Origin of the sequence: Bradyrhizobium sp. SZCCHNRI3043 (assembly GCF_032377735.1) — a bacterium.
In the GTDB taxonomy this organism is placed as follows: domain Bacteria; phylum Pseudomonadota; class Alphaproteobacteria; order Rhizobiales; family Xanthobacteraceae; genus Bradyrhizobium.
Genome location: NZ_JAUHID010000003.1, coordinates 165302 through 181755 on the forward strand (window position 1 = coordinate 165302; position 16454 = coordinate 181755).

15 protein-coding genes and 1 other RNA gene are annotated in these 16454 nt (G+C 66.6%); 4 read left to right on the forward strand and 12 right to left on the reverse strand.

Annotation, left to right across the window (positions count from 1 at the left end; genetic code table 11):
- Positions 1–241: 241 nt before the first annotated feature.
- Positions 242–1780 carry an outer membrane protein gene (locus tag QX124_RS09545; RefSeq protein ID WP_315797013.1) on the reverse strand — a complete coding sequence of 513 codons (1539 nt, stop codon included), beginning with the start codon at positions 1778–1780 and terminating at the stop codon, positions 242–244.
- Positions 1781–2873: 1093 nt separating this feature from the next.
- Positions 2874–3854 (reverse strand): catalase family peroxidase, encoded by a 981-nt coding sequence (locus QX124_RS09550; RefSeq protein ID WP_315797014.1) that lies wholly within the window; start codon positions 3852–3854, stop codon positions 2874–2876.
- A gap of 288 nt (positions 3855–4142) precedes the next feature.
- Between QX124_RS09550 and QX124_RS09555 the strand changes: the two genes are divergently transcribed.
- Complete coding sequence (locus tag QX124_RS09555; protein ID WP_315775402.1) at positions 4143–4670, forward strand: ParB N-terminal domain-containing protein; 528 nt, start codon at positions 4143–4145, stop codon at positions 4668–4670.
- Between the two features lie 193 nt (positions 4671–4863).
- On the opposite strand, the gene ybgC is transcribed toward QX124_RS09555, so the two are convergent.
- The 7 genes from ybgC to QX124_RS09590 form a co-directional block, all read right to left on the reverse strand.
- Complete coding sequence (gene ybgC, locus QX124_RS09560; RefSeq protein WP_315734369.1) at positions 4864–5313, reverse strand: tol-pal system-associated acyl-CoA thioesterase; 450 nt, start codon at positions 5311–5313, stop codon at positions 4864–4866.
- Between the two features lie 80 nt (positions 5314–5393).
- Positions 5394–6314, reverse strand: a complete 921-nt coding sequence (locus tag QX124_RS09565) for a metallophosphoesterase (RefSeq protein WP_315797015.1) — start codon at positions 6312–6314, stop codon at positions 5394–5396.
- 81 nt (positions 6315–6395) lie between these two features.
- Positions 6396–7442, reverse strand: coding sequence for a Holliday junction branch migration DNA helicase RuvB (gene ruvB, locus QX124_RS09570; RefSeq protein WP_315797016.1), 1047 nt, complete (start codon positions 7440–7442; stop codon positions 6396–6398).
- Positions 7439–7858, reverse strand: a complete 420-nt coding sequence (locus QX124_RS09575) for a cytidine deaminase (RefSeq protein ID WP_315734375.1) — start codon at positions 7856–7858, stop codon at positions 7439–7441. Before QX124_RS09575 ends, ruvB begins: the two co-directional genes overlap by 4 nt.
- A 46-nt stretch (positions 7859–7904) precedes the next feature.
- On the reverse strand, positions 7905–8522 hold the full coding sequence (gene ruvA, locus QX124_RS09580; RefSeq protein WP_315775404.1) for a Holliday junction branch migration protein RuvA: 618 nt from the start codon (positions 8520–8522) through the stop codon (positions 7905–7907).
- Positions 8519–9046, reverse strand: coding sequence for a crossover junction endodeoxyribonuclease RuvC (gene ruvC / locus QX124_RS09585; protein ID WP_315775405.1), 528 nt, complete (start codon positions 9044–9046; stop codon positions 8519–8521). Before ruvC ends, ruvA begins: the two co-directional genes overlap by 4 nt.
- Positions 9047–9119: 73 nt before the next feature.
- A complete protein-coding gene (locus QX124_RS09590) occupies positions 9120–9866 on the reverse strand; it encodes a YebC/PmpR family DNA-binding transcriptional regulator (RefSeq protein ID WP_315797017.1) in 747 nt (248 codons plus the stop codon).
- 218 nt (positions 9867–10084) lie between these two features.
- On the opposite strand from QX124_RS09590, the gene QX124_RS09595 reads away from it, so the two are divergent.
- Positions 10085–11833 carry a methyl-accepting chemotaxis protein gene (locus QX124_RS09595; RefSeq protein WP_315797018.1) on the forward strand — a complete coding sequence of 583 codons (1749 nt, stop codon included), beginning with the start codon at positions 10085–10087 and terminating at the stop codon, positions 11831–11833.
- Between the two features lie 45 nt (positions 11834–11878).
- Positions 11879–13309 carry a methyl-accepting chemotaxis protein gene (locus QX124_RS09600; RefSeq protein WP_315797019.1) on the forward strand — a complete coding sequence of 477 codons (1431 nt, stop codon included), beginning with the start codon at positions 11879–11881 and terminating at the stop codon, positions 13307–13309.
- Between the two features lie 9 nt (positions 13310–13318).
- On the opposite strand, the gene QX124_RS09605 is transcribed toward QX124_RS09600, so the two are convergent.
- From QX124_RS09605 to ssrS, 3 genes are all read right to left on the reverse strand, one after another.
- Positions 13319–14143, reverse strand: coding sequence for a TIGR00282 family metallophosphoesterase (locus QX124_RS09605; protein ID WP_315797020.1), 825 nt, complete (start codon positions 14141–14143; stop codon positions 13319–13321).
- Position 14144: 1 nt separating this feature from the next.
- Positions 14145–14726, reverse strand: a complete 582-nt coding sequence (locus QX124_RS09610) for a 5-formyltetrahydrofolate cyclo-ligase (RefSeq protein WP_315735678.1) — start codon at positions 14724–14726, stop codon at positions 14145–14147.
- A 107-nt stretch (positions 14727–14833) separates the two neighbouring features.
- Positions 14834–14995: non-coding RNA, 6S RNA (gene ssrS, locus QX124_RS09615), on the reverse strand.
- Positions 14996–15995: 1000 nt separating this feature from the next.
- On the opposite strand from ssrS, the gene QX124_RS09620 reads away from it, so the two are divergent.
- The gene (locus QX124_RS09620; protein ID WP_315775409.1) at positions 15996–16451 is read left to right on the forward strand and encodes a DsrE family protein; all 456 of its coding nucleotides are present in this window, start codon (positions 15996–15998) and stop codon (positions 16449–16451) included.
- Positions 16452–16454 lie beyond the last annotated feature (3 nt).

Here is a 16454-nt window from a genome sequence, read left to right on the forward strand (position 1 = left end):
TATTGCTAGACTAGCGCAACTACAGCACCGCGGTTTGACCGGCGTCAAGGAACGCTGACCAAGCTGTCATCGGTCACCCACCTGTCGCGTGACAGTAGCCGCCTGAGGGAGGACGTCGGCAAGTTCCTCAGCTCGGTGCGCGCGAGCTGAGCACCAGCCCACAAAACCGAAAAGGCCGCCTGGACGAACCAGGCGGCCTTGCCGTGTTGCGTGACCGGCGGCGTGGCGTCCGCCGCGGGCCTCAGCGGGCGCCGCGCGACAGCATCTCGAAGCGGTAGTTGACACCGATCATCGCCGTGTGGAGCTGGGTCTTCTGGCTGACGACGTTCGGTCCTCCTGTGATCGCGGCGGCGCCCGGCAGCGTGCCGGTCGCGGTGCCGAAATCGGCGTAGTCATATTCGGCGAAGGCCGACCAGTTGCGGGCGAACATCCACTCGACGCCGGCGCCGACCGTCCAGCCGCTGCGGTTGAACGCCACGCTGGCGGATTGTCCGGTGGCGGTGTTGACGACCGAAACGTTGGTCCGCGTCCACGCCGCGCCACCGCGCACATAGGCCAGGATCTCAGGCGTCACCAGATAGCCTGCGCGCACCGTGGCGGTGTAGAGGTTGCTGGTCCGCGTGTTCATCGTCAGCGCCGGCCCCAGCGGGCTCGACGCGTTGATGATGCCGAAATCGGCCATCGCCTGGATGCCGACGACGAAGCGGTCCATCTGGTAATCGCAACCGAGCTGCAGGCCGCCGACGACGTCGCTGCCATTGCTGGAGACGGCGGTCGGAATCTGCACGGCCGCGACGGGCAGCGGCGCCACGTTGCCGCCGCCGGTCACCGGCGGGTTCTGCGCCGGCGGATTGCCATTGTTGCCCTGCGGCGGCGGGTTCGGCTGGCCGCCGCCATTGTTCGGCGGGGGATTCTTCGGCGGCCAGGGCTTGTCCGGATGATGCGGCCATCCGCCATGATTGTAGTTGCCGCCGTGCTGCTGCTGCCAATGGTCCTTGTCGGGCTGCTTGTCGCCATAGCCGCCCTTGCCGTCATCATTGTCGTGCGGCTTGCCGCCCCAGCCGTAGCCGCCATGCTTGTCGTCGTTCCGGTCATTCGGCTTCAGCCAGGCGTAGCTGTCACGTTCGCTCTTCAGCGGCTGCTTCGACCAGCCGAAGCCAAGCGGCTTGTCGTAGCCGTCGTCCTTCTTCGCGCCCCAGCCGGTGGCCGGCTTGTCATGATCGTTCTGCTGGTCATGTCGCAGCCAAGTATATTTGTCGGAGTAACCGTTCGAATGGAGCTGCGACCAGCCGCTCGACTTGCCATGGTCGTCGTCGTGAGGCTTGTCGAACCAGCCGCTGCCATATTTGACGTCGTTGTAGTTGTCGTCCTTGGTCTTGGATGGCGCCGACGGCCAGGAAGACTTGTTGTCGCCGCCTTTCGATCCAACCTGCGGCCAATGATGGCCACCGTCGTGATCGGGCTTGTAGGACGGCTTGTCGTGCGGCCAGTCGTGATCCTTGTCGCCATGATACTGCTTGCCGGGCTGCCACCAGCCCTTGTCGTTGCGCTCACAGATCGGGGGCTTGCCCGGCGGCTTATGCGGCGGCGGCTTCCATCCGCCGTTGTTCCCGCCGGGGTTGTTCGGCGGCGGCGGGTTTGGCGCTGGATTTGCGACCACAGGCGGCTTGACCACAGGCGGGTTGTTTGCATTGCCGACCGGCTGCTGCACAGGCTGAACGGGCGCGGCGGCGGCATTGGCGACCTGGGTCCACGTCTGCTGCTGGCGTGACCAGGCCATCCCGGCGTTCGCGCCGGCATGGCAGCCACTCCACCTGTAGGCGAAGACGTCAGGCGGCGGGAGCGGGGGAGGCAGGGCGAGATCAGTCGCCCAGACCGATGTCGTACTTCCTGCGAAAGTAGATAGGCAAAGGCATACGCCAAATACGCGACGCATCGAACTCACAACTCCTGAACACGTGCCGCAACAAACGGCGGCCGCATCAGGAGGGTGAGATTGTGTCGCGAACTGAATTGAAAAATGTCATTCGGAAGGAATGCAGATCGCGACGCCGACGCGATCGAAGTTCAGCTTTGACTGTTGCACGCAAGATGCAGGATTCCGGCGAAAAGAAGCAGCGCGCGACACGATTGCGACAAACAGCGCAATGCGCGATGCCGCCGCGGCTCATGAGTTCATTAGTAGATGAATGTGCGCACCGAACTCACTGGATGCGCAGCGCGTCGGCGTCGCGCTCGACGGCATGCTTCCTGATCGCTCGCACCTCGCGATCGTCGGCCTTCGCATCGACAACACGCCCTGATTGCATCGCGTCGAACATGGCGGCACATCGGCTACACGGCCGCCACCGCCTTCGACGCGCCGACGCTCGGCTGTCCACGCGTGTCGACAACCCCTGCTCTTGGTTTCGCCGTTATCGCGCGGCTTGTGCGACGTCATCGATCGGGAGAGAAAGCGGCGAATGCCGTCGCAATCGCGCTGAATGAGGCCGGGCTTCGTCAACGTTGCGGCAACTCATCGGGATCGCGCGCCGCGAAGCATCCATAATTGCGGCCGGTTGTGTCCTGCTCGCTCGCCGGGCTCGAAGGCCCGACCGTATCCATCGATCCGATCCTGCACTCCGCGCAGATGCACCCCATTCCCGTTCGTTCTGGATCGCGATCAGGATGGAACGAAGCTAGGTCACGGCCGATCGCGACCGGAAATACGGATTTGAGCTCGCCGCCAAATCGTCCGGTCATCGGCACAAGCGCCGCCCGCGGCGCGCAGCATCATGGCTGGGCTCGCCTCGGCCACGACGACAGACTGAGGCCCGTCGGGCGGATCAGCGCAGCCTGATCCGCCGCACCGCGCGTCGCGCGTCACGTCATCATCACGGATTGCGCCGGGAGAACGAGATGGCGTAGGCGCCGTTGCGGATGTCGATCATCGGATCATCCGACGCCTCGACGCCGTCGGTGAGCTGGCCGGGCAGGAACAGCAGCTTCTTCTGCGCCCCGTCGCTGTCTTCGACCGCCTTGTCGATCGTCAGCACGCCGAGCTCGACCAGCTTGCGATCGTCAGGCCACGGCTTGGCCGGATCCTTGGTGTCGTCGCCGGCCGCAGCGAGCTGCGCCTTGAAGCGGAACGTCACCGGCCCCTGCTTCAGCCGCGCCGGCAGCTCGGCCATCAGGAAGTCCGGCGCGCGTTTCGCCGCGTCCTCCTTGTCGATATGCACGACCTTCTCCGGCAGCATCTGCCAGCGCACCGCCTGCTTTTCGCCGGCCTTGTTGACGAGCACGAAGGCGTTGACGCCGAAATAGGCCTCGTCGGCAAGACTGTCCGGCGTCGCGATGGTACCGAGCGCCGCCGGCACCGAGGGATGGCTGGCGATGAACTGCTCGAGCCTGGTCGGCTTGGCCGCGTTCGGTCCGGAGTCCGCGATCGCCAGGAACAAATCGCGCAGCTCCGCAGCGGTCGAGACGGGGAAGAATTTCAGCGAGTTGATCACGAGGTCCATGTCGCTGCCGTCGGCGAGATGAAACTTCACCGCCATGCCGTGCGGATTGGCGTCGCCGGAGCCGTCCGGCAGGTTCGGCACGCCGGTGGAGTCCGAGAACCGCACCGTCACCGGAATCTCGCCACCGCTGAACAGCGAAGCCTTGCTCAAGGTCGCCGCCTCGGTCGACGGCTTGAACTTGCCCTCGACCACGACGCCCTTGGCGTGATTGGCGCGAAAGCCGGCGTGCACGCCGAACACCTTGTTCATTGCATTGACGAGCTGCTCCTCGACCGGCGGTTCCTGCGCGAGGGCAGCGGCGGGCAACGCGAGGGCAATCCCGGCCAGCGCGGCAACGAGCGTGCGTGTCGTCATGAGCGGCGTCCTCCTGTATGAGCGGTGCAGCATAGCAGCATGAATTGACGCGCAAGCGACTTTCGTGCGCGACCGATGGGGCGCCCATCACAGTCGCATGATTCACCTTGCCGTCTGACAGGAGACATTCCGCCCCGTCACCCGCTCCTTGCGGCGAGATGGCGAATGTCTCTATTGTAGCCGCGCGTGCCCGGTCTGCCTCCGCTCCGCGCTGCCGTGCGGATCGGGGGATCGTGCCCCCTCCGACCCTGGCGCTGGACGGCGCGCGCCCACGACGGAGTTTCGACTGTGTCCGCACCGGAAAGCTTCCCCATCGACAAGATCCACGTCCCCGACAGGAAGCGCAAGGCGCTGAAGCAGGACGCGGTCGACGCGCTGGCCGAAAGCATTTTGGAGGTCGGCCAGCGCGAGCCGATCCTCGTCCGCCGCGACAAGGACCATTTTGTCCTGATCGAAGGTCTGCACCGCCTCGAAGCCTGCAAGGCCCTCGGCGAAAGCGCCATCATGGGTCTGCTGATCTCCGCCGAGGAAGCCCGCCAGCGCGAGCTGCCACCGCCGCCCGTCGATCCGGAGCGCGAGAAGATGGAGCGGCTGCGCAAGCTGCGGCTGGAGAAGGAGGAAGCGGAGAAGCTCGCCACGGCGCCGAGAGGCGTCCCGGGCGCCCATGCCGCGACGCATCCGCGCGGGCCGACGGAGACGACGAATCGGAGCAACAGGACTGCCACCGCGAAACCATCGCGCCCCGGACAGGGATCGACGCCCCGAACCCTGTCGGATTGGATCAAGCAACAAGAGCGCAGCGGCGGGCGATACTGACGGTTTCGACGCGCGATTGCCTCCGGCCAAGGTTTGATTGAGCGGCAGTCCGTAGGGCGGATCAGCGCAGCGTGATCCGCCGCCACGCGCCGCATCCGCTGCGCAAATGGCGTGACCGACTGGACGGCGGCGAGGTCGCGATCGCTGGCGGGCACATCTTCATCCCTCCACTCGTCCGGCCGTCAGCACCAGTTTATGCGAGGTCCGCCTTCATCAGGTCGCGCAGCGCTCTCGGTATCGGCTGCGCCCTGCCGCCGCTGATGAACGCGACTCTCACGTCGGCCTTGACGAGCACCTCCTCGCCGCGCCTGACCTCCTGCGCCAGCGTGATCGAGGCCCCCTTCACCGCCACGGGCCAGGTGACGACGTCGAGCACGTCGTCCATGCGCGCCGGCCGCAGGAAGTCGAGCGTCATCGAGCGCACGACGAAAGCGAAGCCCGGCATCTCGCTTTCTGCCTCTGCGAACAGCGCGTGCTGCTCGGCGCCCATCAGCCGCAGATGATTGGTGCGGCCGCGCTCCATGAAGCGGAGGTAGTTGGCGTGATAGACGATTCCGGAGAAATCCGTGTCCTCGTAGTAGACCCGCACCTGCATGTGGTGGCGGCCGTCGCGGATCTCGCCGTCGAGATGTTGGTGGGTCAAGGGAAGCCCTCGATCGTCGGAAATGGCGATCGTTTCGCCCAGTTCAACGGCCAGCGCAAGAGCAGGCTAGCAAGAGCAGGCTAGGACGTCACCTCGACGGGTTCCCTGCCGACGGTGACCAGCACGATCTCCGGCGGCATGCCGATCCGGACTGGCATGATGCTGCAGCCGAGGCCGCCGGAAACGATCACGTCGCATTGGGTGCGGATGTGGCCGTAGGCCAGATTGACGCCATTGCGCGCGGGAACGGCCGGCGACCAGCCGAGCACACGAACCTGCCCGCCATGCGTATGCCCGGAGAGCTGCAGCGCCACCCGCGACGGCACCCGGAGCGCAACGTCGGGCTCATGCGCCAGCAGGATCACCGGCGCGCTGTCCGTCACCTTGCGCAGCGTGCTCGCGAGATCATCGATGCCGATCCGCGGCACGGACCGGAAGCGCCTGGCCGGCATGTAGGCCAGCTGATCGCCGAGGCCGGCGAGCCAGAAGGCATGGCCGTTCTTGGCGAGACGCACGACGTCGTTCTCGTAGACAGGAATGCCGGCGGCCTCGAGCGCCTTCTGGGCATACGGCGCGCCGCGGCCATCGCGCTGCACGGTTCGATCATCCCAGTAATCATGATTGCCAAGGATGGCGTGCACGCCCAGCGGCGCCTTGAGGCCGCCGAGCACCGGCGCCCACTCCGAAGCGTCGATGCGTCCGATGTGATGCCGATGACCAGCGACGTAGTCGCCGAGCAGGACGATCAGATCCGGCTGCAGCGCGTTGGTCCGCTGGACGATCCCGTCGATATGCGCCAGCGACATCCAGGGATCGCAAGCGTGGATGTCGGCGATCGCAGCGATCTTCAGTCTTAGCCCAGCCGGCCAGTTGCGTGGATGGATGTGATAGTCGGTGACGCCCAGGCGGAGCGGCTCGACGCCGACGCCATAGGTCGCAGTCGAAAAACCGGTCGCGGCAAGACCGCCTGAGAATGACAGAAAGCGACGGCGTGACAGCATGGACGAACTCCTCGCACGCAATCCTTCTTCGATCATTGCAACCGATTTCGGGTGCGTCCGTGCAGATTGTCAGCAGATTCGTTAAGCATCGTCCTCACTGCCGAACAGGCCGAACTGGCTGGGATCGCGGTTCGGCTCGGCCATGCCGAGATGCCGGAACGCATGCGAGGTCAACAGCCGGCCGCGCGGCGTGCGCTGCAGATAGCCGCACTGGATCAGATAGGGCTCGATGATGTCCTCGATCGCGTCGCGCGGCTCCGACAGCGCCGCCGCCATGGTCTCGACGCCGACCGGCCCGCCGCCGTAGTTCAGGGCGATGGTCGAGAGATAGCGCCGGTCCATTGCATCGAGCCCGGCGGCATCGACCTCGAGCGCGCTCAGGGCGTGATCGGCGATGGAGCGATCAATCGCGCTGGCGTTCGCCGCCGAGGCGAAGTCACGCACCCGGCGCAACAGCCGGCCGGCGATGCGCGGAGTGCCGCGGGCGCGGCGCGCGATCTCGTTGGCGCCGTCGGCGGTCATGCCAACGCCGAGCACGCGGGCACCGCGCGTCACGATGCCCTCCAGCTCCTCGACCGTGTAGAAGTTCAGCCGGATCGGGATGCCGAAACGATCACGCAGCGGATTTGTCAGCAGGCCTGCGCGCGTCGTCGCGCCGACCAGCGTGAACTTCGACAAGTCGATCTTCACCGAGCGGGCCGCCGGTCCCTCGCCGATGATGAGGTCGAGCTGAAAATCCTCCATCGCAGGATAGAGCACCTCCTCGACCGCCGGGCTGAGACGATGGATCTCGTCGATGAACAACACGTCGCGCTCTTCGAGGTTCGTCAACAGCGCCGCCAGATCGCCGGCCTTGGCGATGACCGGGCCCGATGTGGCGCGGAAGCCGACGCCGAGCTCGCGCGCGACGATCTGGGCCAAGGTGGTTTTGCCAAGACCAGGAGGACCGACGAACAGCACATGGTCGAGCGCCTCGCCGCGCTTGCGCGCCGCCTCGATGAAGATCGACAGATTGGCACGCGCCTGCTGCTGGCCGACGAACTCGGAGAGCTGCTGCGGACGCAGCGCGGTGTCACCGACATCGTCGGAGCGCCGCTCCGGACTGACCATGCGCGCAGGCGGCTTCATTCGTTGCCGCGCCTGTATTTGTTCGGCAGCAGCTCGCCGATCGTCACCGCCGCAGGCCCCTTGCCGTTCGACGGCACGATGACACGCGCCTTCGCATCGTAGTCATGGATCAGCTCGCGGCAGGTGCCGCAGGGCGAGACCACGGCGACCTCGCCGGGCTCACCCGGCTTGGGATGACGCACCGCGACGATGGTCTCGATGCCGTGATCGCCGTGCTCGGTGATGGCGCGGCCGATCGCGATCGCCTCGGCGCAGACGGCGTTGCGGCCGAGATAGGCGTCGATGTTGACGCCGGTGATGATGCGGCCGTCGCGGGTGCGCACGGCCGCGCCGACCTCCTGCCAGTCGTTGCGGTAGCGGCTCTTGACCGCTGATGCGGCCGCCTCGATCAGCTCCTTGTCCTTCTTGCTCACCATGGGGGAAATGATTGTCCTTCTGCTCGCCCGGCCGAGCGACGATAGCCTATTTCGCCAGCTCCTTGAGGCCGAGGCGGATGAGTTGCGCGGTCTCGGCCTTGTCGCCGGCCGCGCGAGATGCTGCCGCGATCGCGGCGGCCGCCTGCGGCTGGCCGTAGCCGAGATTGATGAGCGCGGAGATGGCATCCGCGATGGGCTGCGGCGCGCGCTGCTCCTCGATCGCACCGGACAGCCTGACCACGCCGGGATCGACATCGGCGAAGGCCGGTGCCTTGTCCTTCAGCTCGGTCACGATGCGCTCGGCGACCTTGGGGCCGACGCCCGGCGTGCGCGCCACCGCCGCCTTGTCGCGCAGCGCGATGGCGTTGGCGAGATCGGCCGGCGGCAACGTGCCGAGCACGGCGAGGGCGACCTTGGCGCCGACGCCCTGCACCGTCTGCAAAAGGCGAAACCATTCCCGTTCGACGTCCGAGCGAAAACCGAACAGCTTGATCTGGTCCTCGCGCACATAGGTCTCGATCGACAATGTGGCGGCTTCACCCGGCGACGGCAAGGCCTGCAACGTCCGCGCCGAGCAGTGCACCTGATAGCCGACGCCGCCGACGTCAAGGATGACGAAATCCTCGGTGGTGGAATCGATCAGCCCCTTGAGCTTGCCGATCATAGCCCGGCCACCTTCATGCGCAGCGCCTGGCCCTGGCGGTGATGGGCGTGGGTGATGGCGATGGCGAGCGCGTCCGCTGCGTCCGCCGACGGCGGCTCGGCCTTGGGCAGCAGGATCTTCAGCATCACCGCGATCTGGCCCTTGTCGGCATGGCCAGCGCCCACCACGGTCTTCTTGACCTGGTTGGGGGCGTATTCGGCCACCGAAATCCCGAACATGGCCGGCGCCAGCATGGCGATGCCGCGGGCCTGGCCGAGCTTCAGGGTCGCAACACCATCCTTGTTGACGAAGGTCTGCTCGACCGCGGCTTCCATCGGGGCAAAGCGGCCGAGCACGGCCGAAAGCCCCTCATGGATCGCCAGCAGCCGGCTCGCCAGCGGCAGGTCGTCGGGCGGCTCCACCGAGCCGCAACCGACATAGATCAGCCGGTTGCCCTCGCTCTCGATCACCCCCCAGCCGGTGCGGCGGAGGCCGGGATCGATCCCAATGATACGGACGGCTGCGCGAATCGGCTGGGCTTTCATGGGATAGAGATAGCCTTGCGCCACACCGATGGAAACATAAACGGAACGGACGAACGACGTGGTTGAGCGTCCGTCAACCGCCCATCTTCGCCATCAGCGCGTCCGAGATCTCGAAATTGGCATAGACGTTCTGGACGTCGTCGTGCTCGTTCAGCAGATCCATCAGCTTCAACAGCTTCTCGGCGGTCTCGTCGTCGACCGCCACGGTGTTCTGCGGCTTCCAGGTCAGCGCCGCCTTGCGCGGCTCGCCGAACTTGGCCTCGAGATTCTTGGCGACCTCGCGCAGGCTCTCCGGCGAGGCATAGATCTCGTGCCCCCCCTCGCCCGAGATCACGTCGTCGGCGCCAGCCTCGATGGCGGCGTCCAGCGCCGCGTCATCCGAGGCGACGCTGCGGTCGTATTCGATGATGCCGACGCGGTCGAACATGAACGACACCGAGCCGGTCTCGCCGAGATTGCCGCCGGATTTGGTGAAGTAGGAGCGGATGTCGGAGGCGGCGCGGTTGCGGTTGTCGGTGAGCGCCTCGACGATGACGGCGACGCCGCCCGGGCCATAGCCCTCGTAGCGGATCTCATCGTAATTATCGCCTTCGCCGCCGAGCGCCTTCTTGATGGCGCGCTCGATGTTGTCCTTGGGCATGTTCTCGGCCCGGGCGGCGACCACGGCGGCCCGCAGCCGCGGGTTCATCGCCGGGTCCGGCGTGCCGAGCTTGGCGGCGACGGTGATTTCGCGCGCCAGCTTGCCGAACAGCTTGGACTTCATCGCATCCTGCCGGCCCTTGCGATGCATGATGTTCTTGAATTGGGAATGGCCGGCCATGCGAGGTCTCTTGAAATCGTAGGGATCAGGTGGGGGAAGCGCGGCCTTATAGGCCGGGAATCGTCAAAATCAAAGATTTGAGGTGGATTCAGGGTGGCCGCCCCCTTCGAAGAGCCGGTTGGCTGCCCTGCACCATAAGCCAAATGTTAACCACGGCTTCACAGTCAAGTGCAACGATGCCGCCCCTCTGCACCTTTTCACCGCACCGGGGCCGCCCCATGGCGTTTGGTTTCCTTGCAAGACGACCCTCTGCGCCCGATCCGGTGGCTGAACCGAAACCGGTGGCCGCGCCGGAGCCGCCGGCGTCGTCGGATGCCGATTCGGCCAAGGCCATCCTCGACCTGCTGGAGCTGGAACTCGGCGGCATGATTCGCCAGCTCGAGCGCGCCGCCGATGCGGTCGCCAGCGGCGCCGAGGCGACGGCGGGGACGCTGATGGACATTCGCCAGCGCGCCGATGCGCTGAACGGCCGCAGCAGCGCCGCGCAAGGAACGGCGGCGACGTTCGCCCACGCCGCAGAGAAGGTGACCCAGTCCGCCCACGGTATCCGTGCCCAGGTCCAGGACGGCGGCCAGCTCGCCGACCAGGCCAGCGCCGCCGCCACAGAAGCCCGGGCCAACGTCGACCGCCTGCGCGAGTCCTCGGCGGCGATCGGCAACGTCGTCAACCTGATCTCCCAGATCGCGCGCCAGACCACCCTGCTCGCGCTCAACTCGACCATCGAGGCCGCTCGCGCCGGCGAAGCCGGCCGCGGCTTCGCGGTGGTGGCGACGGAGGTCAAGGCGCTTGCCGTCCAGACCCAGAACGCGACCGAGGAGATCACCCGCAAGATCGAGGCACTGCAGAAGGACGCCGCCGGCTCGGCCGACGCCGTCCACCGCATCGCCCAGGCGATCGAGGCGATCCGCCCGGTCTTCACCAACGTCAACGGCGCCGTCGCCGAGCAGAACCAGACCACCGGCGAGATGTCGAACAATGCGGCGCAGGCCTCGCAGTTCATATCCTCGGTGGTCGACAGCGCCGCTGACATCAGCAGCGCCACCCAGCAGGCCGAGAGCTATGGCGAGCGCGTCACGAACGCCGGGCGCGCCGTAACCATGTACGCCCAGAAGCTGAAGGCGCGCTGTGCCGTGCTGCTGCGCCAGGGCGATCGGCCCGTGCGCAGCGGCAGCGAGCGCCTGCCTTGCCATCTCAAGCTCGAGATCAAATCCGGCGCCCGCGCGATCACGGCCGCGGTCTACGAGATTGCCAACGACGGCGTGCTGATCACCGGCCCCGACGCGAGCCGTCTCGCCGTGAACGAGGGGTTCGACGCCGTGCTGGAGGACGTCGGCCCGTGCCGCCTGCGCGTCACCGAGCAGATGAAGGCCGGCGCCCAGGCGCGGTTCGATGCGCCCAATGCCGAGCTGCGCGAGAAGATCGAGGACAAGCTCTGGGCGCTGCACGAGGAGAACAACGAGTTCGTCACCCGCGCCATGGAAGCCGGCACCGAGCTGAACCGGATGTTCGAAAGCGCTGTCGCGCGCGGCGAGATCACGCTCGAGGACATGTTCGATACCAACTATGTCGAGATCCCCGGCACCAATCCGCAGCAGCACCGCAGCCGGATTCTCGACTGGGCCGAGCGCGTGCTGCCTTCGTTCCAGGAGGCCTTCCTCGTCAAGGACCAGCGCATGGCGTTCTGCGTCGCGATCGATCGCAACGGCTATCTGCCGGTGCACAACCGGATCTATTCGCATCCGCAGCGGCCGGGCGACGCAGCCTTCAACACCGCCAACAGCCGCAACCGCCGCATCTTCAACGATCCGGCCGGGCTCGCCGCGGGCCGCAACCAGCGGCCGTATCTGATCCAGAGCTACGCGCGCGACATGGGCAACGGCAACACCGTCATGATGCGCGAGATCGACGTACCGATCCGCGTCCGCGGCCGGCACTGGGGCGGCTTCCGCACCGCCTACAAATTGTGAGTCGAGCGGTGATTTTCTGATCCTTTCAAGCCCTGGAGCCTGGACATGTCGGTCGCGCAACGCGCCATTCTGGAAAGTCACGACGCGCGCACCGGCGCCGAGCGGCTGATCGACGAGATCGCCGACCGCATCGGCGGCCTCGGCGTCGAGCTTGCCGACGTCGCCGGCAACGTCCAAGAGGTCGCCGCCCGCGTCAGCTACCAGTCGCAGCGGTTCGGGCATCTGCAGGCCACCGCCAAGACCATGGTCGCGGCCAATCACGACATCGCCACCGCCTCGCAAGCGGTGCAATCGGCCACGACCGCCGCAGTGGGCGACATCGCCCAGTCGCGCAACGTGGTCGACACCGCGGTGCGGCACATCGCCGAATTGGTCGACTCCGTGGAGCGGATCGAGCAGCGGCTCGGCTCGGTCGGCGATGCGCTGTCGCAGGTCGCCAAGGTCTCGGTCGCGATCGAGGCGATCGCCAAGCAGACCAACCTGCTGGCGCTGAACGCCACCATCGAGGCGGCCCGTGCCGGCAGCGCCGGCCGGGGCTTCGCTGTCGTCGCCAGCGAGGTGAAGTCGCTCGCCGAGGCGACTCGCCAGGCCACGCAGCAGATCGGCGACACCCTGCGCGGGCTCGACTCGCAGGTGAAGAGCCTGCTCGGCGAGAGCGGCCAGGCCTCGTCGCGCGCCAAGACCGCCGGTGAAGGCGCCCAGCAGATCGGCGGCATCATCGTCCGCGTCCAGGACGGCTTCACCAGCGTCGGCCAGGAGATCGACGGCGTGGCGAAGGCCGCGACCTCCAACCTCGCGCATTGCGACGCCGTGATCAGCGAGCTCAACGAGCTCGCCAAGGGCGTCGACCAGTCCTCGGTCGAGCTCAAACAGGCCGACAGCCGGATCGCCAAGCTGCTCGATCATTCCGAGGCGCTGATCGGGCTGATCGCCGAGAGCGGCGTACAGACCACGGACGCGCCGCTGATCAAGTCCGTCGTCGACACCGCCCGGCAGATCTCGGCGACCTTCGAGGCGGCGATCGACCGCGGCGAGATCACGCTCGCCGACCTGATGGACGAGAGCTATCGCGAGATCCCCGGCACCAATCCCAAGCAGTACATGACGCGCTACGTCGAGTTCACCGACCGCGTCCTGCCGGCGATCCAGGACCCGATCCAGGGCAGCGACCCGCGCATCGTGTTCTGCGTCGCCTGGGCGCGCGGCGGCTATCTGCCGACGCACAATCCGAACTACCGCAAGCCGCAGGGGCCCGATCCGGTCTGGAACAACGCCAACTGCCGCAACCGCCGGCTGTTCGAGGACCGTGCGGTGAAGAAGGTGGCCGCCGCCAGCAACAAGCCGTTTCTGCTCCAGACCTACCGCCGCGACATGGGCGGCGGACAGTTCGTGCTGATGAAGGACCTGTCCGCGCCGATCTTCATCAAGGGCCGGCATTGGGGCGCGTTCCGGATGGGTTTTCGCCTCAAGGCCTGACGCAGGCTCTCATTCTCCCCAGAACGCCGGCCTCGTCTGCGACAGCCGGCCGCCGATGCGCACCGGCGCGACCTTGATCGCAAGCCCGGTGCCGTTGTCGGTCTCGACCGCCACGCCGCTCAACGTCGCCTCGCCGGAGGCCGGCTCGAAGCGCGCCGACGGGATGCCCGACTGGAAGCGGCGCAGCGGCTCATCCTTCTGCATGCCGATGATGGAGTCGTAATCGCCGGTCATGCCGGCATCGGTCATGTAGGCGGTGCCGCCGGGCAGGATCCGGTGATCGGCCGTCGGCACATGCGTATGGGTGCCGACGACGAGGCTGGCGCGGCCGTCGCAAAAATAGCCCAGGCCCTGCTTCTCGCTGGAGGCCTCGCAATGCACGTCGACCACGATCGCATCCGCCGCCTCGCGCAGCGGACAGGCGCCGAGCTCGCGGCCGACCGCCGCGAACGGATCGTCGAACGGCGTCATGAACACCCGCCCGAGCACGTTGACCACCAGCGCGCGGGCGCCGTTCTTGGCGTCGATCAGCGCGGCGCCACGGCCGGGTGTGCCTACCGGATAGTTCGCAGGGCGCACCAGGCGCGGCGCGCGCTCGATGAACACCAGTGCCTCGCGCTGATCCCAGGAGTGGTTGCCGAGCGTGACCGCGTCGGCGCCGGCATCGATGAGCTCCTGATAGATCGCCTCGGTGATGCCGAATCCGCCGGCCGCGTTCTCGCCATTGACGATGACGAAATCGAGCGCCCAATCGCGGATCAAGCCTGGAAGGTGGTCCGAGACGGCGCTGCGGCCGGCCCGGCCGACGACGTCGCCGACGAAGAGAATTCGCAACTCAATTGCTCCGGAAATCCAAGGTCTCGCGCTCGGTTAGCACATAATCCAGCGCCGCGTCGTGGGCCAAGGCCGGGATGGCCTCGGTTTCCTGAATGGCGAAGCCGAGGCCGACGCCGATGACGTGATGCATCTTCCGCAGGTGCGAAAAGGTGTAGTCGTAGTAGCCCCCGCCGTAACCGATGCGGTGGCCGGTGCGGTCGAAGGCGGCGAGCGGCACCAGCATCACATCGGGCACCAGCTCGGCGGCTGCCGGCGATGGCTCGGGGATGCCGAGCGACCCGAGCGTCAGCCGGTCGCCCGGCGCGAAGGCGCGGAACGAGAGCGAATGGCCGCGCGCCAGCACGACCGGCAGCGCCAGCCGCGCCCCCTGCCCCGCCAGCTCACGCAGCAACGGCATCGGATCGAGCTCGTTGCGGACCGGCGCATAGCCGGAGACGACCGTGCCGGGCTCGAATGCGAAGGGGAGCCCGCGCGCGGCGATCGCCTGCGCGGCCGCGCTCCGCGTCTCGTCGCTCAACGCGTCGCGCGCGACAAGGGCTGCGGCTCGGAGCTGCTGCTTGGTGTGCTGAGCGGCCTTCATCGGCATGCGACGTGACCTCCGTGACGGGCGGGCGGACGCGGGCACGCAAACGTTACAGAAACGCAGCAGGTCGGCAACCGAAGGGGAGAGGAGAGACGGAAAACAAGCGCGAAGCCGCAATCGCCGTTGAAACGCTCGATCCCGGAGTTCCCTACGAAAGTAGGTGGGCACCATATGTCCAGGTCCACAGACCTGGCCAGGGACAGTTCCCTAAAGGATCGATAAGGCCCCGGGGATATGTTGGTTCCGGACGCGCGTCGCAGCCTCGCAGTTGCAATGTAACCATCACGGGATGATTTTGCCAGCGGTGGAAGCGGATCGAGGCGCGACACGGTTGCCAACAGTCGGCGTCGTCGCCCGGCCCGACCGGGCGCGCAGTACGCCGTGACGGCGATGGCGAAGTCGAGGGACCGCGGCGCACACTGCGCCGGCGATGACAGCGATGGGGCGGCGGCAACACAACAGAACATGGCATGGGCTCGCGTCCTCGCGACGCGTTGCGTCCGAGCTGTTGATCTCGATCGCCCCCCTCAAGACAGAGGGCACAGGGAAGGCCGGGCGTCGGCTGACGCCCGTGGCCCGCCTGCTCAAAAAAATGCAGGCGGCAGGTACCACAGGTGCAGCCGGAAACACCCGGCCTTCCCTGCGCGACGGTTTGAACGGCTGCTTCGCGATCTCCTTGGTGCGCCGGGCTTGTTGGCCACCATGCGCGACAACGCGCTTGCGCGCATTGCGCGGGACACCAGCATCGGGGTGTCAGGACCACGCGACTTGACCGTACGTGCATCGCCGTTCGTCCGCGTGAAGTAGCTCACGCTGCGGCAATTCACGCCCATCGCATCCCACTGCCAACGGTCCGTGACGGTCGCGAAACGCCCCTCATGCGGCAGCAGGACGGGCGGAAAGATCGACCTGATTTGCCCGACGTGACAAGCCGCGCAGCCTGCGACATCGTAACGCGACGGGCAGTTTGCGCATGATGGATATGTGCGGATTGCCCGTCATGCAGTTTACGACGTGCATCTGCTCGCGTGCCGCCACCCCAGCATTCCGCCGTCGTCCCCGACTAGCGCGCCCATCTCTCCGCAGATGCAGTCTTGATTGCTTCGCTGCGCTCGCAATGACGCCGTGGCGATGACGGCGCTCCCGCGGCAGCGCCGTGTCGGCAGCGCATAGTGTCGCCACGATTGGGGCTCATCGGTCGGAGCTGAGGTTGTGGCAGATCATGCCCACATCGCAATGCTCTGCATCGTACATTGGAGTCCTGGCATGCGCTTCGATCTCAAAACTGTCACGGCCGCCTGCGCGCTGCTGATCGCGTCGGCTGCTGCGAGCCTCGCCGCCGACGTCAAGATTCATCGCGTCTCGATCCAGGTCGATCAGAACGATCCGGCGATCATGAATCTGGCGCTGAACAACGCCACCAACATCATGGAGACGTTCAAGGAGAAGGGCGAGGAGGTCGAGATCGAGCTCGTCACCTATGGACCCGGGCTGAACATGCTGCGCGAGGATACCTCGCCGGTGAAGGACCGGCTCAAGCAGATCGCAGAACTCAGCTTTCCCGCCAAGATCAGGTTCTCCGCCTGCAACATCACCAAGCGCGGCATGGAGAAACGCGAAGGACATCCGATTGCGATCGTCGCCGAAGCGAGCCTGGTGCCCTCGGGCGCAGTGCGCCTGATGGAGCTGCAGGAGAGCGGCTGGAGCTACCTGAAACCTTAGGTA

Excerpts from the sequence above, each read along its gene's own strand:
- QX124_RS09550 (WP_315797014.1), bottom strand. The coding sequence starts at position 3,854 with ATGACGACACGCACGCTCGTTGCCGCGCTGGCCGGGATTGCCCTCGCG.
- ruvA (WP_315775404.1), bottom strand. The coding sequence starts at position 8,522 with ATGATCGGCAAGCTCAAGGGGCTGATCGATTCCACCACCGAGGATTTC.
- QX124_RS09610 (WP_315735678.1), bottom strand. The coding sequence starts at position 14,726 with ATGAAGGCCGCTCAGCACACCAAGCAGCAGCTCCGAGCCGCAGCCCTT.
- QX124_RS09590 (WP_315797017.1), bottom strand. The coding sequence starts at position 9,866 with ATGGCCGGCCATTCCCAATTCAAGAACATCATGCATCGCAAGGGCCGG.
- QX124_RS09545 (WP_315797013.1), bottom strand. The coding sequence starts at position 1,780 with ATGGCCTGGTCACGCCAGCAGCAGACGTGGACCCAGGTCGCCAATGCC.
- QX124_RS09620 (WP_315775409.1), top strand. The coding sequence starts at position 15,996 with ATGCGCTTCGATCTCAAAACTGTCACGGCCGCCTGCGCGCTGCTGATC.
- ruvC (WP_315775405.1), bottom strand. The coding sequence starts at position 9,046 with ATGAAAGCCCAGCCGATTCGCGCAGCCGTCCGTATCATTGGGATCGAT.
- QX124_RS09565 (WP_315797015.1), bottom strand. The coding sequence starts at position 6,314 with ATGCTGTCACGCCGTCGCTTTCTGTCATTCTCAGGCGGTCTTGCCGCG.
- ruvB (WP_315797016.1), bottom strand. The coding sequence starts at position 7,442 with ATGAAGCCGCCTGCGCGCATGGTCAGTCCGGAGCGGCGCTCCGACGAT.
- QX124_RS09575 (WP_315734375.1), bottom strand. The coding sequence starts at position 7,858 with ATGGTGAGCAAGAAGGACAAGGAGCTGATCGAGGCGGCCGCATCAGCG.
- QX124_RS09595 (WP_315797018.1), top strand. The coding sequence starts at position 10,085 with ATGGCGTTTGGTTTCCTTGCAAGACGACCCTCTGCGCCCGATCCGGTG.
- QX124_RS09600 (WP_315797019.1), top strand. The coding sequence starts at position 11,879 with ATGTCGGTCGCGCAACGCGCCATTCTGGAAAGTCACGACGCGCGCACC.